At 58.3% G+C, this 25,301-nt stretch carries 22 protein-coding genes, 1 tRNA gene and 1 pseudogene; 9 read left to right on the forward strand and 15 right to left on the reverse strand.

Annotated elements, in window-relative coordinates; all coding sequences use genetic code 11:
* Nucleotides 1-14: 14 nt before the first annotated feature.
* From tnpA to BQ17_RS04910, 9 genes and pseudogenes are all read right to left on the reverse strand, one after another.
* Nucleotides 15-452 (reverse strand): IS200/IS605 family transposase, encoded by a 438-nt coding sequence (gene tnpA / locus BQ17_RS04875; protein ID WP_089724782.1) that lies wholly within the window; start codon nucleotides 450-452, stop codon nucleotides 15-17.
* Between the two features lie 150 nt (nucleotides 453-602).
* Complete coding sequence (locus tag BQ17_RS04880) at nucleotides 603-818, reverse strand: hypothetical protein (RefSeq protein ID WP_089724784.1); 216 nt, start codon at nucleotides 816-818, stop codon at nucleotides 603-605.
* On the reverse strand, nucleotides 796-1,077 hold the full coding sequence (locus BQ17_RS04885) for a BrnT family toxin (protein ID WP_089724786.1): 282 nt from the start codon (nucleotides 1,075-1,077) through the stop codon (nucleotides 796-798). The genes BQ17_RS04880 and BQ17_RS04885 overlap by 23 nt, the downstream gene beginning before the upstream one ends.
* A gap of 62 nt (nucleotides 1,078-1,139) precedes the next feature.
* Nucleotides 1,140-2,477 (reverse strand): electron transport complex subunit RsxC, encoded by a 1,338-nt coding sequence (rsxC, locus tag BQ17_RS04890; RefSeq protein WP_089724788.1) that lies wholly within the window; start codon nucleotides 2,475-2,477, stop codon nucleotides 1,140-1,142.
* A 154-nt stretch (nucleotides 2,478-2,631) separates the two neighbouring features.
* Nucleotides 2,632-2,976 (reverse strand): hypothetical protein, encoded by a 345-nt coding sequence (locus BQ17_RS20310; protein WP_141699115.1) that lies wholly within the window; start codon nucleotides 2,974-2,976, stop codon nucleotides 2,632-2,634.
* Between the two features lie 7 nt (nucleotides 2,977-2,983).
* Nucleotides 2,984-3,487, reverse strand: a complete 504-nt coding sequence (locus BQ17_RS04895; protein ID WP_089724790.1) for a L,D-transpeptidase — start codon at nucleotides 3,485-3,487, stop codon at nucleotides 2,984-2,986.
* 166 nt (nucleotides 3,488-3,653) lie between these two features.
* Nucleotides 3,654-8,312 (reverse strand): 4Fe-4S binding protein, encoded by a 4,659-nt coding sequence (locus tag BQ17_RS04900; RefSeq protein WP_089724792.1) that lies wholly within the window; start codon nucleotides 8,310-8,312, stop codon nucleotides 3,654-3,656.
* 297 nt (nucleotides 8,313-8,609) lie between these two features.
* Nucleotides 8,610-9,425, reverse strand: coding sequence for an RnfABCDGE type electron transport complex subunit B (locus BQ17_RS04905; RefSeq protein WP_207787915.1), 816 nt, complete (start codon nucleotides 9,423-9,425; stop codon nucleotides 8,610-8,612).
* A 137-nt stretch (nucleotides 9,426-9,562) separates the two neighbouring features.
* Nucleotides 9,563-9,750, reverse strand: a pseudogene (locus BQ17_RS04910) (transposase); the annotation flags it as partial.
* Between the two features lie 60 nt (nucleotides 9,751-9,810).
* Between BQ17_RS04910 and BQ17_RS04915 the strand changes: the two are divergent.
* Nucleotides 9,811-9,886: transfer RNA gene (locus tag BQ17_RS04915), tRNA-Glu, on the forward strand.
* Between the two features lie 127 nt (nucleotides 9,887-10,013).
* Nucleotides 10,014-10,616 (forward strand): hypothetical protein, encoded by a 603-nt coding sequence (locus tag BQ17_RS04920; RefSeq protein ID WP_089724822.1) that lies wholly within the window; start codon nucleotides 10,014-10,016, stop codon nucleotides 10,614-10,616.
* Nucleotides 10,617-10,875: 259 nt separating this feature from the next.
* On the opposite strand, the gene galU is transcribed toward BQ17_RS04920, so the two are convergent.
* From galU to BQ17_RS04945, 6 genes are all read right to left on the reverse strand, one after another.
* Nucleotides 10,876-11,748: a UTP--glucose-1-phosphate uridylyltransferase GalU gene (gene galU / locus BQ17_RS04925; RefSeq protein ID WP_089724795.1), complete on the reverse strand. Its 873-nt coding sequence runs from the start codon at nucleotides 11,746-11,748 to the stop codon at nucleotides 10,876-10,878.
* A 31-nt stretch (nucleotides 11,749-11,779) separates the two neighbouring features.
* Entirely contained in the window at nucleotides 11,780-11,932 is a 153-nt protein-coding gene (locus tag BQ17_RS23185; RefSeq protein WP_256091487.1) for a DUF5989 family protein, read from the reverse strand.
* The gene (locus BQ17_RS04930) at nucleotides 11,932-12,336 is read right to left on the reverse strand and encodes an SxtJ family membrane protein (protein ID WP_089724798.1); all 405 of its coding nucleotides are present in this window, start codon (nucleotides 12,334-12,336) and stop codon (nucleotides 11,932-11,934) included. The genes BQ17_RS23185 and BQ17_RS04930 overlap by 1 nt, the downstream gene beginning before the upstream one ends.
* Nucleotides 12,337-12,341: 5 nt before the next feature.
* A complete protein-coding gene (locus BQ17_RS04935) occupies nucleotides 12,342-14,186 on the reverse strand; it encodes a carbamoyltransferase family protein (protein ID WP_089724800.1) in 1,845 nt (614 codons plus the stop codon).
* A 138-nt stretch (nucleotides 14,187-14,324) separates the two neighbouring features.
* Entirely contained in the window at nucleotides 14,325-14,936 is a 612-nt protein-coding gene (locus tag BQ17_RS04940) for a 2OG-Fe(II) oxygenase (protein ID WP_089724802.1), read from the reverse strand.
* Nucleotides 14,937-15,046: 110 nt separating this feature from the next.
* The gene (locus tag BQ17_RS04945) at nucleotides 15,047-15,286 is read right to left on the reverse strand and encodes a DUF29 domain-containing protein (RefSeq protein WP_089724804.1); all 240 of its coding nucleotides are present in this window, start codon (nucleotides 15,284-15,286) and stop codon (nucleotides 15,047-15,049) included.
* Between the two features lie 34 nt (nucleotides 15,287-15,320).
* On the opposite strand from BQ17_RS04945, the gene mutM reads away from it, so the two are divergent.
* From mutM to BQ17_RS04980, 7 genes are all read left to right on the forward strand, one after another.
* Entirely contained in the window at nucleotides 15,321-16,136 is an 816-nt protein-coding gene (gene mutM, locus BQ17_RS04950) for a bifunctional DNA-formamidopyrimidine glycosylase/DNA-(apurinic or apyrimidinic site) lyase (protein WP_089724806.1), read from the forward strand.
* A 166-nt stretch (nucleotides 16,137-16,302) separates the two neighbouring features.
* Nucleotides 16,303-17,577, forward strand: a complete 1,275-nt coding sequence (locus BQ17_RS04955) for a nickel-dependent lactate racemase family protein (RefSeq protein WP_176722298.1) — start codon at nucleotides 16,303-16,305, stop codon at nucleotides 17,575-17,577.
* Between the two features lie 150 nt (nucleotides 17,578-17,727).
* Nucleotides 17,728-18,735 (forward strand): AAA family ATPase, encoded by a 1,008-nt coding sequence (locus tag BQ17_RS04960; RefSeq protein ID WP_089724810.1) that lies wholly within the window; start codon nucleotides 17,728-17,730, stop codon nucleotides 18,733-18,735.
* Nucleotides 18,728-21,322: a S8 family peptidase gene (locus BQ17_RS04965; RefSeq protein WP_089724812.1), complete on the forward strand. Its 2,595-nt coding sequence runs from the start codon at nucleotides 18,728-18,730 to the stop codon at nucleotides 21,320-21,322. Before BQ17_RS04960 ends, BQ17_RS04965 begins: the two co-directional genes overlap by 8 nt.
* Nucleotides 21,323-21,503: 181 nt before the next feature.
* Nucleotides 21,504-22,748 (forward strand): ATP-binding protein, encoded by a 1,245-nt coding sequence (locus tag BQ17_RS04970; RefSeq protein WP_089724814.1) that lies wholly within the window; start codon nucleotides 21,504-21,506, stop codon nucleotides 22,746-22,748.
* A 76-nt stretch (nucleotides 22,749-22,824) separates the two neighbouring features.
* Nucleotides 22,825-23,595 carry a DUF4351 domain-containing protein gene (locus BQ17_RS04975; protein ID WP_089724816.1) on the forward strand — a complete coding sequence of 257 codons (771 nt, stop codon included), beginning with the start codon at nucleotides 22,825-22,827 and terminating at the stop codon, nucleotides 23,593-23,595.
* A 138-nt stretch (nucleotides 23,596-23,733) separates the two neighbouring features.
* Entirely contained in the window at nucleotides 23,734-25,002 is a 1,269-nt protein-coding gene (locus BQ17_RS04980) for a four-carbon acid sugar kinase family protein (RefSeq protein ID WP_089724818.1), read from the forward strand.
* Nucleotides 25,003-25,301 lie beyond the last annotated feature (299 nt).

Below are 25,301 nucleotides of genomic sequence, written 5' to 3' on the forward strand. Positions count from 1 at the left end.
ATGTCAAGCTAAAGCTACTCGAGACGGATGCGCGATACATTTTGCGGTTCTTTCCCTTCACTGTGATGATTGATATAGTCGTTAATCACATCATCGGTCACATTTCCACTGGTGGCGCTGAAATATCCCCGGGCCCAAAAATGCCGACCCCAGTACGTCTTCCTCAACGGCGGAAATTCTTGTTGGATCTTAGGCGACGATTTACCCTTCGCTCTTTTCACGAAATCGCTTCCTGGGATGTGGGGAGGTATTTCTGCGAAAATATGGATATGGTCGCTCGATACCACACCCTTGAGAATCTTTACTCCAACCTCCTCCGCAGCTTGCGCAACCAACTCGCGCACCCGTTTCTTAATCTCATAATTCATCACCCGATAACGATACTTCGTGATCCGCACTAGATGGTATCGGTGGTAAAAAACGGTGTGTCTGACTCGGCTGTAGTTTTTCATCACAATGATGCTAAAGCACCATGTCTTTTTCAAACCGGAAGTTTAGCCGCCTGAAGGCGGAGGTTTCCACCATCAGAAGGACTATGAACATTAAAGAACAACCTGATCTGTTCAAAAACGAGTCTGTAATCACGCGGGGCTTGACGGCTACTACTCGACGGTCATGTGAACTTGTTGGAGTTCAAGAAGTTTCCGTAAAGCATTGTTAACAGCTTGAGCATTGGGAAATTCCCTAGCTAGATCAGGTTCTATTACTACGACATTGGATCCTTCGCGGTAACGTTCGTAGTACTTGCCTTGAATGCCCTTACCTAGCGCATCGAGGTCATATTCCGGCCTCAAATCATCTTCGGTGATGTTGCTCATATTTACGAATCTCATTTCTTGTCATGGGTCGCGCGGAAATTAGTCTAATACTGTCATCTTGATCGATGTGCGATACAACCAGAAAACGGTTTTTGATCGAGGTGCCGAATGTCAAGTACCGTAACTCATATTGTGAATGGTACGAGTCACCGTAAGTGATAGCAAATGGATCTCCGAAAACCGTAGTAGCTTCATCAAAGCTTATACCATGCTTTCGAGAATTCAGGTCAGCTTTTACGGGGTCCCATTTGAAGTTCACGAGTTTTTAGCCCTTAAGCCCGCCTAGATTGAGGTTCACAAGTTCACTCCTAACCTCCGGGCTCACCCTTGTTTATGACCACGAAGCACCCGCTTGGCGGTACGGATCAACTGTACGATGGGTATCCCCGACGGACAAGCGTAGGTACAGGAGCCGCATTCGACGCATTCCATGATCTGGATGTGTTTCATCTCTTCGTACATTCGGGATTTTGCCAGCCGGGCCAGGCGGGATGGGTTGAGGAAGTAGGGGCAGGCTTCCAGGCAGCGTCCGCAGCGGATGCAGGGGTATTCCTGGGGGCGTGCCGTCTCGGTGGCGGTGAAGGCGAGGATCCCGGAGCTGCTTTTGATGATGGGGGCATCTAGGCTGGCGATGGGAGTGCCCATCATGGGGCCGCCCATGATGACTTCGCGGGTGTCGTCGCTCAGGCCCCCGCAGTAGCGCAGCACTTCCCGCACTGGCGTGCCCAGGGGGACGATCAGATTGGACGGTCGCTCGATGCCGGGGCCGGAGACGGTGACCATGCGGTCAATGTAGGGCATGCCGGTGTCGAACCAGTCCGCAATGGCGGCGATGGTGCTGACGTTGTTCATGATGATGCCCAGATCCGCCGCGTGCAGGCCCGCCGGGACCTCGATGTCGAGCAGGGATTTGATCATCATCTTGGAGTCGCCCTGGGGATATTTGACCCGCAGGGGTACCACGCGCACCGGCTGATTGGGCCAGAGCTGCCGATCCAGGATAGCGATGGCATCGGGCTTGTTGCGCTCGATGCCGATGATGGCCTCGGCGGCGCCCAGTCTGGTTCGGAGGATCTCGATGCCTCGCAGCAGGCGGTCCGAGCGTTCGACCATGACCCGGTGGTCGTTGGTGAGATAGGGTTCGCACTCGGCACCGTTGGCGATTAGGTACTTGATTTTGATGCCTTCTCGCAGGGAGTACTTGACGTGGGCGGGCAGGGCGGCCCCGCCCAGGCCGACGATCCCGGAGTCTTGCAGCGCCGCGACGAAACCGTCCGGGGACAGGGCGTGCCAGTCGGGCGGGGGCTCGCCCTCCAGGCGTTGGGTGGCGTAGGGGTCGGCCTCGATCTCGATGGCCTTGCTGAAGCGACCGCCGGGGTAGCGGTGATGGCCGATGGTCCGCACCCAGCCGGTGACCGGGCTGTGCAGACTGGTGGACACGAAGGCGCCGGGCGCAGCGATGCGCTGGCCGCGGCGCACCCGCTGACCGGGGGTCACCACGGGCTTGGCAGGTACTCCCAGGTGTTGGTCCAAGGGCAGCACATAGCGGTCCACGAAGGGCATGCGCTGGGTGGGCAGGTCCGCGGTCAGGACCTTGTGCTCGTGGGGATGGACTCCGTGGGCGAAGCCGCGGCGCAGGCGGAGTGTCGATAGCATCATTGTAATTGTTTACTCCCCCCCTGTTTTTGCCGTCCCTGGCACCTGGATTTCGGCAATCCCTGCCGGAATGACAAGATGGGGGCTGAACGATTACAGCAAGCTATAATAGGCTCTCTGTAGTTAAAGATGTCGAACCAATGAAGGTTCCTTTTCACTATTCGCAATCTAGCCATATTTCATCGATAAATTGCTCTTGATTATTGTTTAGAATAGAAACTATGAGCTTCCCTTCTTGAGCTTCAATCGGCAGAGATACGATTCTGACATAACTTTGATTTTTACTGTCTTTAACAATATCGACAAAAATAGCCTTCTCAGCATTAGAGAGCGAATTATAATCATTACATGTTGGTTGATTGTCAACCCAAACGCTACGCAGCTCAAACGGATATAGGTTCTCTCTTTCCACACTGGATAAATATCGCCCGGTTTTTGTACCGCTCCAGAAACTTATGGACAGCAATAAAATTACTGTTATGGTTAATACGAGTCTTCTCATGATTGAGTTACTTTGAGATATAAATGTAAATAACGCCTGTCGGCTTTCTTTGCCTCTCTTTGAGCACAAGAGTAAACAACTTTTTTATGTTTCTATTCGAAATACGAATGCAGCCATGAGAACAGTAGGAATATTTTTCTGTGTCATCATCTACGAACCAACCAAACATCCATCGTGGTATTGGTGGAGCCACAAAATTAAATGTGTTACCCCCACGAGTACCATGGATACCATATGCCGTGTATACTCCTTTTAGGTTTAGTATTTGTAAGAAATAGGGTCCATAAGGATTGCCCCATGGATCTTTAGACCAGGGTACAGGCCCAAATTTATCATTCGTCTTATCCTTTATAAATTTGCCTGCTTTGAATTTACCAGTAGGAGTTTTACTATCCTTACAACCTGATACTATATCGGATTCCAGTAGAATATTTTCATATTCACTATCCGATTCAGTATCACCTTTTCTTACTATTAATTTGGCATCTGACAAATCAACGTCAATTCTCATGTTAGTTATTCCCACTAATTTTCACAGCGAGCCGGACTCACCGACAACCATACCATGGGTCGAGGATCGTACAACTGAACCAATGCAGGAGCAAGCGATACGCTCGGTAAGATGTTTTGTCCGAGTATGCGGCTGTTCATTGTCACCCAAAGCTAGGCATTACGCATCATTGAGGTCGCTCCGCGCCGGCTTGGTGACGGTAACCGGCCAGATTCATCAGGCGTTCCCGGATGTCGCCGCGGAGCTCTTGTTGCAGCTCTGCGCGCAGATCGGCGAGCTTCTGCTCGTAGACTGCGGCCTGGGCCGCGAGCTCGGCCTGCCGCTCGGCGGCCACCTGCTCCTCGGCCTCGCGCCGGACGCGCTCGGTGAAGGGGGTCACCAGGCCCCCGATCTCCTGCAGCAGACGCCAGGCGTCGCGGCGTTCCCGGCAGACCTCGACCAGCTCCGGGGCGACCCGATAGCGTACCGGGTCCCGCTGTGGCTGCCCCTGGGAGACGTAGGGCGTCCGGCCCCGGCGTTCGCGTTCCGACAGCTCCAGGTAGGCGTCCAAGGGCAGGGGATCGGCGGCGTCTTCCGCCAAGGGCTCAAACCAGTGGCGGAAACGGGCCTCGCCGAGCGCCCAGTGGGCCGGTGTCATGGCCTCGTCTTCCGGGGGTGTGGCCTCCTTGGCCGCTGTGGGGGTGGGATGCCGGTCTGTCGGTTGGATAGACCCGCGCTCCCAGGTTGCCGAAGGTTCCGGGTTGGCCCCGAGCTCGATCCGGGTCCCGAACACGCCATCGGCCTTGGGGTCGTAGCGGAACAGGGGGAAGGTCCGGGTCGCTACGGCCAGGCGTGCCTGTTCCAGGGTCTGGTCGGTGGGAAACCCATGGCGCCCAGGGCTGGGGGCGTGGACGTGGAAGAGGGCGGGGCCATCGAACGCAAGCCCGGCCTCCAGGCTCTCCAGGAAGTGGGTCGGTGCGCCGAGGGAGGTTTGAACGATACAGGCATCCCGGCGGGCCAGCGCCAGCAGGCCTAGGTCCGCCGCGGCGTCCGGGACCGGAGCCGAGGCGGATTCCAGGCTGGAGCGGCCGGAAAGGCCCAGGTCCAGGTCCGCCAGCACCAGGATCTTCAGGGACAGCTCGCCGTCCAGCAGGGCAGCGACCTGGGACAGGCCCGCGCCCGCCAGCACCCGGTTGTTGCCCACCAGGAGCATGCTCGGACAGCGCTCCCTTTCCTGGGGGGTCAGATCGCGCCAGCTCAGATCGGCGAGGTCGGCCCAGCGCCGTGCCGCGTCCATGGGCTTATCGATCTCGAGGCGCGCCCGGCGCATCAGGACAAAGCCCTCGAGGGCCTGCCGCAACTGGCCCTCCAAGAGCCCCGCCGCCAGCCGGGCGCCGTCCCCGGTAGCATCCAGGGTGACCGGGACCTGAAACACATTGTGGGGGAAGGCCCCGGCCCAGCTCGCCGCTTCGCCGGGGGTTAGCACCAGCCCTAAGCCGGCGCGGCCGAAGCCCTGACGGCCGGTTTCCAGGCGCCAGGCGAGTGTTCCCAAGCCTTGGGCCAGCTCCACCAGCCGGCGCAGGCGTGCGGCATCCACCGCGCCCTCGATGGCACCCTCGGCCTGACCGAGGAAGGCGCCGAGGTCCGCGTGGCGGGTGCTCACTGTTTCCAGACCGCGCGCCAGGGCGTCCAGGTCGTCCGCCGGCAAGGCGTCGGCGAGTAGGGAGCGGATCAGGGCCGTAATCTCCTGGTGGGCCTCCTTGACCTCCCGGATGAATTCGGCGCGCCGCTGTCCCTGGCGGGATACGGCCAGGCCCAGGGCTAAACGCAGGGCGAGGCGTTCGCCGGAGCCGGCCTCCGCCCCGTCGCCGCCGGCCAGGGCGCGGGCCGCGCGGTGGGCGAGCAGGGCCGCCGGCAGGGGGCCGATTCGCTCATCGGCGGCGGCCAAGTCGATGAGCGCTGGGGTGGTCTCGGGAAGCCTTTCCCAGGCCTTGAATACTCGGTTTGCCTGCTCCAACTCCTCGCTGGTCTGGGCGACGGACTGCAGGGCACCGGCGTCGCAGGCGTGCACGCAGATGCCGCAGCTTTTGCAATCGTTTGGGTTGAGGGCCAGGAACAGCAGGGCGCCTGGAGTATCCGTGGGGGCCTCCGTGAAGAAGGGCGTGGCGACGACGACCGGCAGGCAACCGATCGCGGCGGTCAGCCGTTCGACGGCGGTATCCATACTCTGCTTGCGTGCTGCGGGCAGGGGCGTCTGGTCCTGGAACCAGGCGTAGGCGGCGCTCACCAGACCCTCCAGGGTGGCGGTCTTGGCCTCACCGGCGCGGCAGCTGTGGCCGATGCGTTCCGCGAGCTTACCGGCCAGGGGGCGCAGGGCGCCGGCCTCGGCTGCCGGAATGGCGGCCTCGATGACCTCGCTCGGGGTGGCGGCAACTGCGCCCCAGGCGCCTTCGGGGCAGTAGCTCCAGCAGCGCCCGCAGCCCGTGCACAGGTCGGGGTCCAGGTGGGGCAGGGACGCGCGCAGCGGACTCATATCGCGGAATGCGGACAGCAGCGGCGGTATGGCCCCGATTGCCATGTAGGGGTCCGGTGCGAGCTGCGAAGCCGCGCCGTCCCGATACAGGACCCCCACTTGGTCCCAAAAGCGGGGCAGGCTGTCATAGGCGTCATCGATGGTGCCGAATCGGCGTACCGAGGCCGGGGCCTCCTGCTGCGGGCGTGGGGCCAACTCCGAGACCGGCAGCCCCTGGTAGTCGATACGCCGGATGCCGTCCAGACCGGCCTGGAACTGCCGGCTGCGCGCCTCTCGGTCCGGGTCGCCTGTCTGTCGGCCAGGCAGACCTGCATCGGCAAGCTGTGCGTCCCGAATCGAGATCAGGCGGCGCGGGCCGAGCCCGACCCAGCCCTGATCGAGCAGCAGGCCACAGATGGCCCCCAACACCAGGTCTTCGGAAGGTGAGTCCGATGGCGGGATGGCGTAGAGGGCGATGCCGGTATCCTGCAGTGCCTGCTGCAGGGTCGGAGACAGGGTTTGCCAGAGAGCCTCGTCCTGCTCGGGCCCCTGCAACAGCAGGGCGCCGTCGGGCCGGAGGTCGACCAAAGAATCGATCCGGGTATCGCCGGGATCTACCGCGAGCAAGGCCAAATCGACGGGCATGGAGGCACCGGGATCGCGTAGCGCCTGCTCGCTCAGGGTAAAGCGGTCGATACAATAGGACCCTAGGGGTTGGGAGAATAGGGCGGGATGGCTGCGCAGGTGAGCACCCGCGAATCGGCGCAGGAATCCGGCCGTCTCGGCCACGAGACCCTCGCCCCACTGGCCGGAGCGGCGATGGACGGCGAGCGTGAGCGCGCCGGCCGGGCGCAGGTCCGGCGTGGGTCCTCGGCCACACAGGCCCAGTCCGGCGACGTGCGGATAATCGCGGCGCAGCCGGTCCAGCAGGACCTGGCGCTTGGGGTAGTCGCTGGTCCGGGGTGTGAATTCCATCCCGAGAAAGGTCTGGGACCCTTCCAGATCACCCGCCTCCCGGCACAGCCGGATCAGGTCCGTCCCGCGCAGGGGTAGGCCGCCCAGGCCGTAGACGACCGACCGCACGCGGGGTCGATCCTGAGCGCGCAGGGCCGGATGACCCGGTGGAGCATCGGCGTCGGAACTTGTGTCGTCCAGGCACCGGTCGAAGAGGGCGCGCAGCTCGCGCAGCAGGGGTGGGTCGTCCGCCAGATGTGTGCTCACCCGTTCCAGCACCAGCAGGTGTTTTGCCACCCCCAGGTGGGCGAGCAGATCGGGACCGGGAAAGGGGTGCAGACAACGCAGGCCGAGTACCCCCACCCGGAGGCGTTCCGTCCTGCGCAGATGTTCGGCAACGGCTTGGGCGGTCTCGACCGCGGCCCCCTGGGCCAGGAGGAGGATGCGGGCGTCCTCGGCGCGGAAGGCACAGACCGGTTCATACGATCTGCCCGTCTCGCGGCGAAAATCGGAGACTGCACGCTCCAGGCTGGAGCGCACCTGGCCGTCGAAATAGACACTGGCCGCCGCGGCGCCCAGGCCCCAGATCTCCGGGGGCTGCAGGGCCCCTAGGAGCACCGGGTGGTCCGGGTCGTGCCAGCGTGGAACCCGGCGGCGGTGGTCGCCGAACAGGAGCCGTTGGGTGGCGGTGGGCGCCGGAGTCGTATCGCCCGGCGCGCCGAGAAACCGGGTGACCAGTTCGGCGGGGGGTAGCCGCACCTCTTGCATGGCCAAGGCGGTTTGATCTCCGTCCATGACCACCAGCCCCGGCGTCAAGGTCTCCTCCGCGACCCGGCGGGCGATCAGGGTAAGATCCACCGCCTCCTGGACGTTCGCCGCAAACGGCACAAAAACGCCGGAATCGGCCGCCAGGTGACAGGCCTCGTGACCGCTACCCGTGGCGATAGCATGACCGGGCAGGGCGCGGTTATCAAGATGGATCACCAGCGGCAGGCGGCGCCCGGCCGCGAGTCGCAGCAGGTCTTGGGCCGCGGTCAGATCGGGGGCGGCCAGGAAGGCCGTGGCGCGGATTCCCCCCATGGTCAGGCCCAGCGCCCCTGCCAATGCCCCGCGGGGGCCTTCTGCTCCCTGGGTGCCTAGGACGTCCCCAAGCAGGTTGCGGCCATGACGCAGTTGTTCGGTGCGCCACGCCGCGTCGGCTGCGTCTGCCGGGAAGGAGGCCCCGAGCACCGCGAGCTCGGCGATGGCCGCTTCGGTGACGGCTACTGCGGTGTTGCCGTCGAGGGCGGTCAGCTCACCGGCGTAGGGACCCGCCGTGCGGGTCGGGGCGCCGAGGAGACGGCGCAGGAGTCGCAAGGCACTGTTAGCGAAGCTGGGCATAGGATTCTCACTTTAGTACGCCGACACACAAAATCCGGAAATAAAAACTATGAATCGACACGAATCTGTAACTACGAATCACGCGAATCGGGAACCACGAATAGACACGAATAGGACTGTCGGGTCCCGAATGCTTATCGATTATAAGTTGGGAAAGAAATGGACTCCTGACCTTTACACTGGGTCTGGTTTCGGAGGGTTTGAAGGTGTTGAGTCCAAAGTGGCCAAGAATTTCGTGACGTATCCTTCGGGTAAAGTCATTCATGTCACGAAAGCCGTAGCCAATCGAAAGTCGACTTACTCCTTAAACTGCGTGCCTTCAAGCCACTGAATGGCCCCGGTGGGACAGCGGTGCACCGCTTGGGGTAGGGCCGGGCCGCCGCCGGAGTAGTCGACCAGGGGCAGGTTGTCTTCCATCCGAATCAGTCCCGGTGCCGCATCGGCCGCGCAACGTCCACAGGCGTCACAGGCGACGCTGCAAAGCGCAAGGGCCAGGTCACCGGCCAGAGGCGATTTGCACTGGACGAACAGATGTTGATTCAGGGGCGTCAGCTCGAAGAGGTCCCGCGGGCAGGCATCGACACAGTCGCCGCAGGCGGTGCACTTGCTTAGGTCCACCACGGGTAGGCCATTGTCGTTCATTGCGATGGCATCGAAGGTGCAGGCGGTCCGACAGTCCCCCAGACCCAGGCAGCCCCAGGAACAGCCCTTGCCGCCGCCGGAGACGACGGCCGCGGCGTTGCAGCCCTCGAAGCCCTGGTACTCGGCGATCTGATAGGCCTGGCCCTTACCGCCGGCGCAGTGGAGTCGGGCTACGCGCTGCTCCTGCTTCCCTGGGTCCACGTCCAGCAGCTCGGCGATGGCATCGATCGCTTCGGAGTCCGCCACCGTGCAGCGGCTCGGCGACTCCTTACCTGCAACCAGGCTCACGGCAAAGGCATGGCAGCCGGGTTGTCCGCAGGCGCCGCAGTTGGAACCGGGCAACAGGTCCAAGGTAGTTTCGATTCGCGGGTCTTCCTGAACCCTCAAGAAACGGTAGGCCACCGCCAGGATGACGGCGAAGAACAAACCCAATCCGGCCATGATGGCCGGTGCGACCAGATAGCTGTTCATTTTTAGGGAAGGATTATGAGGCCGGTTCGTTCGGCTCCCACCGCGTCATTCCGGCAGGAATTACCGGAATCCAGTGCCATGGATGGCAAAAACGATGGGGGGTTGAACAATTTCGGTAGTTTAACTTAATGGTATTGGCCCACATCCACCAGCCCATTGTAGCCCCTCCAGCCGTCCGAGTGGCTGATGCTGTGCGGGATACCTGGCCCCGGATCGCAGCCTGTAGCTGCTTCTTGGAGGCGTCAGGGACGATCTCCGTGTAGACCTTCCCTTGGTGTTCCAGGATTCCGGAGACGATCGTTTTACCACCTGCTCCGCGACCTTGTAACGGACTTGAGATACCATTTCAGAGTGGGTATGATTTTATCTTCTGCAGGATTCTTCCGCTCCCTTCGTCTAGCGGTCCAGGACGCTGGCCTCTCACGCCGGTAACAGGGGTTCGATTCCCCTAGGGAGTACCAATCAAAGCGCCGGCTGTGAAGTCCTGCTCCTGACTCTCCTGATCCGCGCGGCGTCTTTCCGGATGGCAATCGCCGTCGTGCCATCTCTACCCACCCCATGATGCCGGGCCGCAAGAGGCAAGCGATCATGACCAAATGCACCCTCCTGATCGTGGCAATGGTTCTGACCCCCACGACACTGGTCGGCGCGGACGAGGTTACCGATCAGCTCGACCGCGCTCGCGCGGAGTACGATTCCGGAGCACTGCGTAAGGCCATCCAGACAATCCAGTCCGCGGTTGCCGGCATCCGTGAGAAGATCAACCGCGACCTGTTGAAGCTGTTGCCGGAGCCCCGGGAGGGCTGGCAGGCGGACGAGCCCCAGGTCCGATCCACCGGCATGGCGACCATGATCGCGGGAACCAACCTGTCACGGCGTTATTCTCGCGCTGACGGCGCAGAGGTGGAAATCGGCATCACGGCCGACTCACCCCTGATGCCGATGATGGGTATGATGTTGTCCAATCCTATGTTGGTTCAGATGGACCCCGACACCGAAAGCTATACCTACGCCGGACAGCCGGGAGTGATCAAACACGACAAGGACAGCAACAGGTGGGAGATCAGCCTGCTGGTGGCGAACAAGATCCTGATCAAGGTCGATGGAAAATGCCTCAAGGACAAAGAGGGCATTGTGGCCTATCTGGAAGTTCTGGATTTCGACGCCATTCGGCAGGCATTCGGGACCTGATCGGGCCAATGGTGAAGCAAGCGCGTATTTTGAACTACAAAGGTGCAAAGGACAGCCTGTAGGATGCGGTGAGTGAAACGAACCGTACCGATTCGCCAAGGCGACGTATTTTTGCTCAACCGAGGCGTTGTGGCCGTCTTGAAGGGAAAACGCGGTGGTTCATCCCTCACCTCAACCTCCACATTCTTTGCGTCCTCTGCGTCCCTGCGGTCCAAACTATTCCATAATCAAAAGTTGCAATTACAAGGGCACAAGACATTTAGTGTACCACCCGTCTGAGGTAGTCAGCGAAGCTCGCCCCCAACTCAGGGTGCGCCAGGCCATATTCCACCGTCGCCTCCAGGTATCCCAGCTTGCTGCCGCAATCGTAACGCTTACCACGAAAGGGATAGGCGATCACGGGTTCCTCGGCGAGCAAGGCGGCAATGGCATCGGTCAACTGTATCTCGCCGCCGGCACCGGGCCTGGTCCGCCTCAGATGATCGAAGATTCCGGACGTCAACAAGTAGCGCCCCACCACCGCCAGATTGGAAGGTGCATCCGCCAGCGTGGGTTTCTCCACGATGGAGACAACGCGGAGCTCCCCGTCCGGACCGGGACGCGTCTCGACGATACCGTACTTGTCGGTCTCGTCCTGCGGGACCTCCATGACACTCAGAATGCTGCAGCCATAGCGCCCGTACGTCTCCATCATCTGCTCAACCACACCTTGGCCGTTCCCGCGGATGAGGTCGTCGGCAAGCAGCACCACGAAGGGTTCCTTCCCCACGACCGGTTGTGCGCACAGGACGGCATGGCCCAGACCCAATGCCTCGGTTTGACGCAGATAGATGCAGTTTACCCTGGACGGTAGTACGGTCCGAACGCTCTCGAGCAGCTGTTGCTTGTCTGACCTCTCGAGCTCCATCTCCAACTCATAGGCCTTGTCGAAGTGGTCTTCGATAGAACGCTTGTTGCGTCCGGTGATAAACACCAGTTGGTCAATGCCCGCGTCCTCCGCCTCCTCGGCGGCATACTGGACCAGCGGCTTGTCCACGATCGGAAGCATCTCCTTCGGACTGGCCTTGGTTGCGGGAAGAAACCGAGTGCCTAATCCGGCTACCGGGAATACAGCTTTACGAATTTTTCCCATATCTTCAAGTAGCATGCCCGCTGCCGGACCTTTAGAATAGTGTGTAAACAAAGGGCGCGACGGCCGAACCTTGCGATAACACTACGAGTGTACCCAACAGCAATAAGGTCAGGATAATCGGTGCCAGCCAGAATTTCTTTCTGACTTTCATAAACGCCCACAGATCTTTCAATAATTCTAACATCAGAATGGCCTTTCCATATGGTCAGGGAGTTGTTTTCTACTCTCCACACGATATGTTTTCATGCGTGCATCCAACTTCCGTCGCATCGCATCAACACGCAATACTTTCAACAATAAACCAGTGGGAGTAAATAGAATATAGAATAAAATACCTAATATGATCCGCGTATTTATCCAACCCAACACCATACCGAACCGCATCCAAGCAATATACACGGGTTTAAGTAAGTCGGGTAATAATAATGCCGGCACCCAAAGCGCACCTGCAATATACCATGGCCAACGAGGTAACCCATGACCGAAAATCCAGGGCAGCAAGAATCCGAACAGGACCAGGACGATGGCGCCTGTTACTAGACCGAACTTTCTAAGCCCTTCCCGATCAAGCCGTTCGATTGCAGACATGGCACTCAATCCAACCCGAACTCACTCATCCAGGAATCGTCCTTTTCCCATTTGGGCTGATCTTCTTTCTTCAATAAATAATTTTCCAATACCAAATAGTCCATTTCCGTACGCATAAAACACCGATAGGCATCTTCCGGGTCTTCCACGATCGGTTCGCCACGCACATTGAACGAGGTATTCACCAACACCGGACAGCCCGTTCGCTGGTCAAATTCGGTTAGCAGATTGTAAAACCGTGGATTGGTCTCCTTGTGTATGGTCTGCAATCTAGCCGAATAATCCACATGGGTAATGGCCGGCAGATTCGAACGGGGTACATTTAATTTTTCGATACCGAATAATTCTTGTTGCTCCTCGGTCATAGGAACCCGATGCTCCGGTTTCACCGGCGCAACGATCAGCATGTATGGACTTTTCTGTTCTTTATCGATTTCGAAATAATCGTCGGCACGATCGGCCAGTACCGCGGGGGCAAAAGGCCGAAACGATTCCCGATATTTGATCTTTAGATTCATGACCGATTGCATTTCTTGATTGCGCGGGTCACCGATGATGGAACGCCCACCCAAGGCACGCGGCCCGAATTCCATGCGTCCTTGAAACCAGCCGACGACCTTTCCATCTTCTAAAATTCCAACGAGTCGTGGCATGAGTGAACCATCTTTCAGGTATTCATACTTTGCGTCGACAGAATCCAGATAAGACTTGATTGCTTCGTCAGCATATTTCATGCCTAGATAAGATCCCTGCATAGCATCGCTGCCATTCGGTTTGCGCGGCATATCTTTGTATTCGTACCACGCCGCTAAGGCTGCACCCAATGCACCACCTGCGTCACCCGCAGCCGGTTGAACCCATATATCTCGAAAGGGGCCTTCGCGTAAGATTCGACCGTTTGCAACACAGTTCAATGCAACACCGCCGGCCATACATAAGTAATCAGTGCCCTGTTCTTTTTGAATCGTCTTTGCCAAACGCAACACGACCTCTTCGGTCACAATCTGGATAGAACGTGCAATATCCATCTCACGTTGGGTAAGTTCCGATTCCGGCTTACGTGGCGGACCGCCGAATAACCTGTGGAACTTTGCATTGGTCATGGTCAGACCCGTCGCATAATTGAAATAACTCATATCCAAACGGAAGGTACCATCTTCTTTTAGGTCCAACAAGTGATCGTAAATGAGGTCTAGGTACCTTGGTTCCCCATAGGGCGCAAGACCCATCAACTTATATTCGCCCGAGTTGACCTTAAAACCCGTATAATAAGTAAATGCGGAATAGAGGAGACCCAGCGAATGTGGGAAATCGATTTCCCAGTGTGGTGTCAATCGATTTCCATCGCCTAACCAAACCGATGTGGTCGCCCATTCACCCACACCGTCCAGGCACATCACACTTGCCTTCTCATAGGGGCTGGGGAAAAAAGCGGATGCGGCATGTGATTGGTGATGCTCCGCAAATAATAGCTGGGGAAGATCCGGGACGGCACACCCACCGAGCTCGGCCAGCTCTCTTTTGAGTGTTGTCTTTAGAAAGAGCTTTTCCTTTAACCATATCGGCATTGCGGCTAAAAACGAGCGGAACCCTTTCGGTGCGTACGATAAATAGGTTTCAAGCAGGCGTTCGAATTTGACCAGTGGTTTATCGTAAAATACGACTGCATCGACATCGCTCAAGCTGATCTTGTTTTCCTTTAGGCAACACTTAACCGCATTGACAGGAAAACGCGCATCGTGTTTTTTCCTGGAAAAGCGCTCTTCCTGTACTGCGGTCAAGATGTCTCCATTCGCAACCAGTGCTGCCGCACTATCGTGATAATAGGCCGAAATGCCAAGTATATACATCGAAAATCTCGCTACCCCAGCAGTTTCCACCTCAAAGGCCGTCTATAAAGATAGACCTTAGGGAACCTTGAAAAATCCGGTTCATGGGTGTTCATGTAGCGCCTGTTCCACGGACATGACACGTAAGAAAGCCCTTTTCTATTCTCCTAAAAACCAAGTGGCAATCGTCACCCGATCGCCCCTCGTCACGGGCTTGACCTCGTGCAGCACCGCACTGTCGAAGGCGACCAGCAGGCCCGGTTGACCATTTAGGGATAAACCGATCCGGGCGGCTCTCTCGCCTTCCAATAGGCTGTAGAATACCAAATTTCCGCCTTCGTAGGCATCGATTTTTGTAGCGTCCGATTTTCCAGCCTGTCGTTCGCCATTGACAAAGATGACGACAGTAACCCGTCGCCTTTGTGAATCACCGCCCGCTCGGTCTCTGTGTGGCCCATAAAAGCCACCTTCTCGGTAAAACAGAAAATCAGGTCCCTGATGATCGACCAATTCCACCTTGAATTTTGCTTCCAATTGCGGCTTGATCGCGCCTAGTTTACCTCCTACGGTTTGAACAACGGGTTTGGACAACCTGGTTACCAGAACCTTACGAGTGTCTTCATCCAGTTTTCTTTCTTCGGAAACAAGGCCGGGATGGAATCTCTTTACTTGCCGAGCCTCCGCCAGCATTTGCCGGCAAAGTTGGATATCGATAAAGTCTCGTATGATGAAAACACCCAACCGCTCGAGTAACGTTAGTTGGTCAAGCATGTACAAATTTCTCCTTGTGCCATGCCGATTCTACGCTCCAAATAGCAATCCTGCATTGTTTGGCGCTGTTTGGGGAACCGGACCTATCGAAGGTTAAACGTCAACATGCCCTAGGGCAAGTAGTCCTCGTCGCATATCTCGTCCCAGGAAAATGGGCAGGTCTCCGGAAACGCGGCTTCGTCCAGGTCGGTCTCTTTGACGGCCACCAATCGTGCTAAACGGTAGGCCTTGGGAATCTGCTGATCCAGGATATCGCGCAGACTCGGGTTGTCATCGAGTAAGTCCTGGATGGACAGCCTCTTAGGGCTGTGCCGACAGGTCCTTGTCTCTGAGCTTGTTATACTCCTCACTTATGGATTTTGCGAAAAACCAAGTGCGTCCAGCATGCCCGAGCTACCGGAGGTAGAGACTACCTTGCGCGGGATCGCCCCCCACCTGCGCGGGGTCCGCATCGACCGCCTGTTGGTGCGGGAACGCCGCCTCCGCTGGCCGGTGCCCGCGGATACCGAGCACCAAGTCCGCGGCCAGCGCATCCTGGAACTGGGGCGTCGGGGCAAATATCTGCTGCTGGAGCTGGAGCGCGGAACCATCCTGATCCATCTGGGAATGTCCGGCAGCCTGCGGGTGCTAGCATCCCATATCCCACCCGCGAAACACGATCACCTGGACCTATGCCTACGGGACGGCAGTTGCCTGCGTATGCGTGATCCGCGTCGCTTTGGGGTCTTTCTGTGGACGCCTGAGCCACCCGCGGACCATCCCCTGCTCGCGCACCTGGGACCCGAGCCGCTGGAGTCCGGTTTCGACGGTGACTATCTCTACGGGCGCGCCCGCGGCAGGCGATGTGCGGTCAAGACCTTTATCATGGATGCGGATCTGGTGGTGGGCGTGGGTAATATCTATGCCAACGAATCCCTGTTTCGCGCGGGAATCCACCCGGCGCGCCCCTGCAATCGAATCGGCCGCGAACGCTACCGGCGGCTGGCGGCTGAGATCCGGGGGGTGCTCACGAGCGCCATCGACCAGGGCGGCACGACCCTGCGGGATTTCGTGCGGGATGACGGTGGCCCCGGCTACTTCGTGCGGTCCCTGAAGGTCTATGGCCGCGCGGGAGAGCCCTGCCCCAGGTGCGGCAAGCCCATCCGGCGGCGCCGGATCGGACAAAGATCCAGCTTCTATTGCCCGAGGTGCCAGAGTTAAGTGGTATAAGAGCATCACACAAAGACACCAAGCCACAAAGGGATACAAGGATTGAGGGAGGACAACGGAAATAAAGAAGCATTCTTCGTGTCTTTGCGGCTTGGTGTGAGAAAAGCGAATATCGCAAACTTACAGTGAAACAATCGCACATTGGATGGACCCTCACATGACAACTCTCAAGATCCCCTTCGGCGGCGAGCCCCATGCGCTGGAGGTTCCGGACCGGAATCTGGCCGAGGTACTCAGCCCGAAACCCAGTCGGGCGGTGCCGGATCTGGATGCGGCCATCGAGGCCGCGTTGGACGCGCCGATTGCGCAACCCCCGTTGGAGGTTTGGGTCAAGCCCAGAGACCGGGTCCTTATCGTCAGCGACGATGCGACCCGACTCACCCCCGTGCATCGCATGCTGCCGGCACTGCTGCGGCGCTTGCACGCGGCCGGGGTGCCAGACGCCCATATTGGCTGCATCATGGCCCTGGGCACCCACCGCTACATGACGGAGACTGAGCTGCGGGTCAAGGTGGGAGATGCCGTCTTCGAGCGTATCCGGGTCTTCAATCACGAATGGCGCGATCCCCAGGCCTTGGTGGACCTCGGTACCTCGTCCCAAGGCACGCCGCTGCTGGTAAACCGGGCGGTGGTCGAGGCGGATGTGGTGATCGGCCTGGGTGCCATCGTGCCCCACCACATTCCGGGGTTTTCGGGCTCGTCCAAGATCATCCAGCCGGGCGTATGCGGCGACCGCACCACCGCGGAGACCCATCTACTCTCCTGCGAGAGCGGGGGCGATTCCTATCTCGGCATCGAGGACAACCCGGTGCGCCGCGATATGGACGACATGGCGGACCGGGTTGGCCTGCGCACCATCTTCAACGCGGTGAACGACGCAGGCGATGTGGTGGGCCTGTTCTACGGAGCCATGCGCCCGGCATTCAAGGCGGGGGTGAAGCTGGCACGGGAGCTCTACGGGGTCCCGTACCACGAGACCCCGGACATTGTGCTGGCCAATTCCCATCCCTGCGACCTGGATTTCTGGCAGTCGCACAAGTCCCTGTATCCGGGGCAGCGTATGGTCAAGCCGGGCGGCACCATCATCGTCTGTACACCGGCACCGGAAGGGGTCAGCCCGGTGCATACCGAGCTCCTGGAGTTTACCGCCTGGCCGTCGCAGGCCATCAAGACCGCCTACCGGGACGGGCACCTCACCAACGGGGTCGCCTGCGCCCTCGCCATCGCCTGGGCCATGGTCCGGGAGCAGGCCTCGGTGATCAACTACTCGCCCGGCATCACACCAGAGGAAAAGGCGGCACTCGGCCACACCCACGCGCCCACCCTGGACTGGGCGGTAGAAGAAGCATTACGGCGGCAGGGGCCGAACGCCCGCCTGACCGTGCTTACCCACGCCCCGGAGCTGCTGCCGATCGGGCCGGTCGGGGGTTGATACTTGTCACCCATTTTCTGTGGAATCTGGCTTGGGGGCACGACCGCCCCGGTCACCTGAACCAATTCCCGATACATGGATCAGAAGCACAAGGGAACGGGGGCGGGCCTTTGTCGATGCATAATCGTATACAAGAATGAGAGATGAATAATGGCAAGAGCGGATTTACTCATTCGCCTTGTTCAATCCGGCATGCGGGGTGACAAAGCTACCTTCAGAAAGGTCGTCGAAGCCATCATTGCCGAAGAACGATCCAAGCAGCACAAGGTGCTGGCCGAGAAGATCGAGGAAATACTCAGTGCTGCACCAGCAGAACGTCCTGTTACCAACGGCAATGGCCCTATGCTCAATCAACGCATGGGCAACCTGTTTCATGAGGTCATGCCTCAGCGAAAACTGCCGGATCTTATTCTGCCGGATACGACGCAACAGATTTGCCGGAGTTTGATTCAGGAGCATCATCGGACTGACCTTCTCAGGTCTTACAACCTGGAGCCACGCAACCGCGTACTGCTTATCGGTCCTCCCGGCAACGGAAAGACATCGCTCGCCGAGGCTATCGCCGAAGCCCTGGTAGTATCTTTGCTTGTGGTTCGTTACGAAAGTGTCGTCGGTACCTATCTAGGTGAAACCGCCGTCCGCCTCAAGAAACTCTTCGAGTATGCCTCCACTAGAAAATGCGTTCTCTTCTTCGATGAGTTCGAAACCCTCGGGAAGGAACGCGGAGATCTTCACGAGACCGGCGAGATCAAGCGCGTGGTAAGCTCACTGCTGATGCAGATCGACAATCTGCCGAGTCATGTCATGGTCATCGGAGCAACCAACCATGCGGAACTTCTGGATCGTGCCGTGTGGCGGCGCTTCCAGGTCCGCATGACCCTGCCCGGACCAACTCGAGATCGCCTGGTAGAGTGGTTCGAGAAATTCGAGCGGCGGATCAATACCCCTTTAGGTTATGCGCCCGGCACGCTGGCTAAGCGTCTTCAGGGATCAAATTTCGCGGAAATCGAAGAGTTCGGCACGACGATATTCCGGCAGTATGTGCTCGAACAACCGAACGCCGACATGAAGGATATCGTATCCAAAACCCTCCGGCACTGGTCCGCCAGATCAGTAACAGTAGCTCAACAGGACGAACCGGAGGTGAAGAATGCCTGAACGCCCGCTACTGCTTTTCCCAACGCCTCAACCAGCTGATTGGACGAGACGAAAATTCCCTCCTGGACGGATTCACAAGCCAGATGTAACAAGACAAGGCCAACGCCTCTCGCCGATGTTCAACCAGTTGCAGGCGGCATTCGATGCTCGCAGGGCCGAAATCCAGCAAACCACGGCGGGCGTCGATCCCGAGCAGGTATTGGTCATTGAGACTATCGGCAGTATTGACAAATTCGCCAATGCGGTCAAACGGATCGAGGGACTCGAATGGATGGGTGAAATCGAGACCGACGAGATTGCTCCCGATGAAGATTTCTACGACGAGGCCAATCCGCAGAAAGATCTAAACGGGCGCTTGTATCTGGTAATGAGCAATCAACGGGCGCTCGATGAGATGCTTTCATTGTGGCGACGCTACGATGCCGATCGTGGTATGCAATTCGAGCACGGACTTACGAAATTCCGAGATGTTTTCCTTCATCTGAAGAATGTCCGGCGGTGGGATGTCCAGGACAGACTTTTTGAAACCGGGGTAATCGATGTTTGGCAAGAAGACCTTGAATATAGCGGTGATCGGGTTATCCCGTTTGAGGCCGAACTCTGGTTTCGCGGAAGCGAGGAACGTCGAACGGAAAGTGTCAGTCACTTTACGGAACTCGTTCAGCGAGCAGACGGCCGTATTTTGAACCAGTCCGTTATCAAGGACATTGCCTATCACGGTCTTTTGGCCGAATTACCGGCCAATGCCATACAATCCATTGTAGAGAGCCCAACGACCGAGCTGGTTAAATGCGAAGACGTTATGTTCTTTCGGCCAGTCGGTCAGATGGTGGTGGGAGATAAACCACCGGAAGGAGAAGAGGAAATCGCGGCGACCGGGGAAATGCCCCTACCTACCGGCGAACCTGTCATAGCCCTTCTTGACGGGGTCCCCCTGGCCAATCATCGCTTGTTGGCCGGACGGCTCGTTGTCGACGACCCGGATAACTGGGAGGCAGATTATATTGCTTCCGAACGTGTCCACGGTACCTCCATGGTATCCTTGATTGTGCATGGTGATCTCAATCGACCGACGCCCCCCTTACCCAGACCCGTCTATATCCGGCCCATCATGAGGCCGCTTGACCAGACCGGCAAACCACGTCAGGAAGGCATCCCGGAAGACTGCCTTGCGATCGATCTTATCCATAGATCGGTCAAACGAATATTCGATGGTGACCAGGAAGAAGACCCGGTGGCCCCTCAAGTCAAAGTAATCAACCTGTCAATTGGCGATCCATATCGTCAGTTTACACAGTCCATGAGTCCTATTGCCAGATTGCTGGATTGGTTGAGCGTCAAGTATGGTGTGTTGTTTGTTGTCAGTGCCGGGAATCATTCAAGACCTATTTCCCTGGAGGTGTCCCGAAAAGAATTCGAGTCATTTCAGGCTGATGAATTGGAAGCGGCGACGATCAAGGCGTTGTATCGAGACGCCCGGAACAGGAGGCTACTTTCACCTGCTGAAACGATCAACGGGCTAACCATTGGTGCGTTACACTATGATGTTTCAACTCCGTATCCGGCTGGTCGTGGCGTCGATCCTTTCAGTTATCAAATTTTGCCTAGCCCGGTATCAGCCTTTGGCTCCGGTTATCGACGAGCGATAAAACCGGACCTCATCTTTTGGGGTGGGAGGCAATACTACAAACCTTCAGTTATCGGAGACCCTAAATTAGAACTGGCCAAGTACAACTCTCCTCCGGGAAACAAATTCGCTTCCCCCGGAAGCCTTGCCGGCAAATTGGACGCTACCGTATACGATTGCGGAACGAGCAATGCAACAGCTTTGATCAGTAGAGCGGCGGGAATTTGTTACGACTCTTTGCAGCTGATCTTCGATGAGCAAGCGCCCGAAGTCGATCCCGTCAACTATGAAGTGCCCTTGCTGAAGGCAATGCTGGTCCATGGTTGTTCTTGGGGTGATATAGGATCACGAATATCCGAGGTGCTTCGCACGTCTGAAAATAGTCGCCGACTCAGTGGGCTTATAAGCCGTTGGATGGGCTATGGCGTACCGCAGATAGACCGTGTTCTGGACTGCACCGATCAACGGGCAACGGTATTGGGCTTTGGGCAACTTTCCGATGGTAAGGCCCACGTCTTCCGTTTGCCGTTACCTCCGTCATTGGGATCACGCCCCGAGTGGCGACGCCTGACGGTTACCCTGGCTTGGTTATCACCTATCTCTGCAAGGACTCAAAAATACCGTACTGCAAACTTGTGGTTCGAAGTTGAAGGTGCTCCGGCCAAGGACAGGAAAGGAAGCTGTAGCGGTAACGACGGGTGGCGTGCTGTCAGGCGCGGAACCGTTCAGCATGAAATATTTGAGGGCAGAAAACCAGAGCCTTTCATCGATGGAAAGGTCATCGAAATCAAAGTGAACTGCCGTGAAGATGCGGGCAAAATCCAGATTCCTATTGCGTATGGATTGGTTGTTTCTCTGGAAGTAAGCGAGGGCGTTGACGTTGCTGTTTACAACGAAATCCGAACTCGCATTGCACCTGCGATCCAGATTCGGCAGACAACGGATCAAGGTAGAGTGTAATGAGTAAGAAGCCTGCATCTTCACTTCCTCTCCCGTCGGGAGAAGGGCTTCTCGTGCCTCCGAGGTATCCCTGGATGGTTCCGGTTGCCAGCGCTCATGCGCAGCTGTCAGAGTCATTCCGTAAGACCCGTGATCCGCCCTGCCACTTCGTAAACTACCACTACTACCCCGGAAGCCTGAGATGTTCGAGACCACCGATGAATTGTTGAGGCAAATCCGACTGGGAGAGGATTCCGCGCTGGAATTGAAGAGCCTCGACTATAAGGGTTCCCGGATTTCCGGTCCGCACAGAGACAGCATGGCGGATGAGTTGGCCGCGATGGCCAATACTACCAGTGGCATTGTTGTGCTAGGTGTCGATGACAAATCCGGATCCATCGTCGGCATCCCGGAAGACAAGCTGGATGCGGTCGAGACCTGGATAAGAGAGATTTGCAACGACCTGATTACACCCGCGCTGATATGCCGGATTCGCAAGATTCCGATTATTGCGGACGAAGGCATCGAACGGGTTATCATGCGTGTGGATGTCCCTAAGAGTCTTTATGTCCATCGCAGTCCGGGCGGCTATTTTCATCGGATCGGCAGCTCGAAGCGCGAGATGGCACCGGATTTTCTGGCCCGACTCTTTCAGCAACGCAGCCAAACCAGGATCATCCGATTCGATGAGCAGGCGGTTCCGATTGCACCGCGGGATTGCCTGGAAAAAGGGCTGTGGGAAAGGTTCAAAACGCCCTTGTCTCCGAGTGACGACGAGGAGTTTTTACTGAAGCTCCGGCTTCTCGTGCAGGATGAAGATGGGAAGATTTGCCCGAGCGTCAGTGGCCTATTGATGGCGAGCGAGCAACCCCATGAGTTCATCACCAACGCCTTCATTCAGGCGGTCGCCTATCGGGGCACCGAGCGGAATGCGGCCTACCAGTTGGACGCCAGGGACATCGCAGGGCCATTGGATACGCAGATCACCGGGGCCTACCAGTTCGTCGAAAAGAATATGAAGGTATACGCGGTCAAGGAACCCGCGCGACGGGATATTCCGCAGTATGCGATGCAAGCCGTGTTCGAGGCTCTGGTCAATGCCGTCGCGCACCGGGACTATTCGATGCAAGGCTCCAAGGTGCGTCTGCACATGTTTTCAGACCGCCTCGAACTATTTTCGCCCGGTACCATTGCGAACACCATGACGATCGAGAGTCTCCCGCTGAGACAGGTGGCCCGCAATGAGCTGCTGACCAGCCTGCTCGCCCGTTGCTCCACGCCGTTTGAAAACCTTCCCGGTAACTGCGAGTTCCTCATGGACAAGCGTGGTGAAGGGGTACCTATTATCCTGTCTGAAAGCGAAAAACTATCAGGACGGCTTCCGAAGTATCGCCTGATCGATGATTCCGAGCTGATGTTGACCCTATTTGCGGCAAGGCCACCCTAGCACCTCGTGCCACCAAAAATTTCATTCTAAACCCTATAATGGTAGGAGTATACTCAAATCCGGGGACTCAAACCAAATGTCAAGTAAACCGCAACATCACACTACTGGCCCCTTTCGCGCGGAACAGCTGCGTTCCGGCGATCCTTACGAGCTCGACGACGGCCACCTCATCGAGTGTCTACCCAGCGGCGGGCGGCACGCCAAGGCGAATCTGAACGGGGGGTTGGCGCTGGAGACCGATCCGGCCGTGGAATCGGCCGGCTTCGATGCCGGATTCACACCGGACGAGAACAACCTGCGCGCCCCCGATATCGCCGTGGGCAATGTCCCGGACGAGCCGGGTTGGGTGTCCGGTGCGCCACCGTTGGCGGTGGAGTATGCCGATGTCGGTCAGGACGAGCCGAACCTGCAACAAAAGATTCGCACCCTGCTCGGGGCAGGGACGCGCTACGTCTGGGTCGTGCGTCTGACCGGGCTGCGCCGGGTCGAGATATACGAGCCACACGTTCCCCTTTCTACGGCGTATCCCGGACAGCAACTGGAGGCCCCAGGGGTCCTCGCCAACCCGGTGCCCGTAGAGGCCCTGTACGACCCCGACGCGGCCCACGAGACCGCGCTGCGAAACCTGCTGCAGCGGCGCGGATACGCGGATCTGGACGCCGTGCGGGAAGAGGGTAAGCTGGCGTTAGTTCTGCGCCAGCTCCAACGTGCGGTTGGACAAATCCCGGAAGACGATAGCCAACGGATTCGCCGGCTCGATCGTGACGGATTGACCGCGCTGGCCGAGGCCCTGTTGGATTTCGGCGCAACCAGCGACCTGACTGCTTGGCTAAAGCGCTATGTTTGACGAAACCTCCGCGCCGATCGGCGCGGTCGGTCGCGACGAGCGCGGCTGTGAAAACGGCGTCTAGCGCCTCGTTTCGACTGATATGGCGTCGGGATCTACTTTGTTTGCCGCAAAATCCACCTGCGACGGGTGTCGTCTATGCCATCCGGTCCGGATGTAGCCGTTATCGCCGATGATCTCACCGGTGCCGCCGATACCGGCGTACAATTCGCCGCCATCGGAGCGCCGGTCTATCTGATGCCCGTCGAGACCCTCTCGCTTGGGCGCCCTTGGCTGGCTACGGCGACCGGCATCAGCGTCTACACGGCGACCCGCGGCCTGTCCGCATCAGAGGCCGGCAAGTGCGTGCGGTTGGCGGCGCGGGCCCTGCCCGACCCGCACCCGCGGTGGATCTACAAGAAGATCGATTCCTGCCTACGCGGCAACCTGGGCGCGGAGATCGATGCTCTGCTCGATACGCTCGGGCTCGATGTGGCCCTGGTGGCGCCGGCGCTCCCGGTCCAGGGTCGTACCACCATCGGCGGTATCCAGAGGGTGTACGGCACACCGCTGGCACAGACCCAATTCGCAAGCGATCCGCTGACGCCTGTCACCTGCTCGTCGGTTGCCGAAGTCCTGGCGCACCAGAGCCGGTATGGGATCGGTCGGGTCGATGTGGATGTCTATGGTGACCCTGGGCGTCTGCAACGCGCGGTCCAACGGGAACGTGAGCGCGGCTGCCGGCTGATCGTCTGTGACGCCGCTATCCAGGCGCATCTCGACGAGCTCGCGGCGTTGGTGGTTCAAAACAAGGAGCGCCTGCTGCCGGTGGGCTCGGCCGGCCTGGCGGCCAGTCTGGTGGGGCAGCTTGCCTCTGACCGGATGGTCGCGCCGGTGTCTGTATCCGGCCTGGAACGGCTACTGATGATCTGCGGAACCGGTGCTCAGGCGACCCGCGAACAGCTGGATGTCCTGTTGGACAAATATCCCGGTGTGCGTCATGAGCTGGCGTTCGAGTGGTTGACTAGGGCCTCGGCCCGGGACCGCCGCCGTTGTGCAGCTGAGTTGCTTGATGCTTGGACCGGCGGGGTCCTGGTAGTTACGGTCCGGTCGCTGCCGTCTGCAAGCCCCACACCGGATCTCAAACGGGCCGCCGCGGGATTGGGGGGCCTGGCGTTGGAGATCATGCGGGCCGGGCCGGTGGATGGGTTGTTCCTTTCCGGCGGCGAGACGGCCGCTGCCGTTCGCCGGGCAGCCGGCGGTGAGGCCATCGAGTTGCAACGGGAAGTCTTGCCCGGCCTGGTGCTCGGACGCTGGGTGGGCGGTATAGCCGACGGCCTACCCGTGGTCACTAAGGCTGGTGCACTCGGCGAAAAACAGGCCTTGGTTGTGCTTTATGAGCACATGTCCAGAGGGGCCGGATTATGAACGAGGTGCTTAACACCCTGTTTCACCTTATCTTTCTCTATGATATCGAGGTCCAGGTTCCGTAAAGTGATAGCTATCTTGACAACATCGGCCTCGAAGTTATTATCTCTGGATTCGCCTATGGTTAGGTAGACGCAAATTCTACTATAAGAAAACCGTTAGATTCATAGAATAAATACTATGCTCATATTTGCAAGATTGTGGACGAACCATCCGACAATTACTAGTGTAGTGCGCTGTAAATAGTAGAACTAACAAAGCCGCCCCTGGTCGGTTGTAGAGAGCCGATGCAGACAAGA

The sequence above is a fragment of the Candidatus Thiosymbion oneisti genome (genome assembly GCF_900092655.1).
Classification (GTDB): domain Bacteria; phylum Pseudomonadota; class Gammaproteobacteria; order Chromatiales; family Chromatiaceae; genus Thiosymbion; species Thiosymbion oneisti.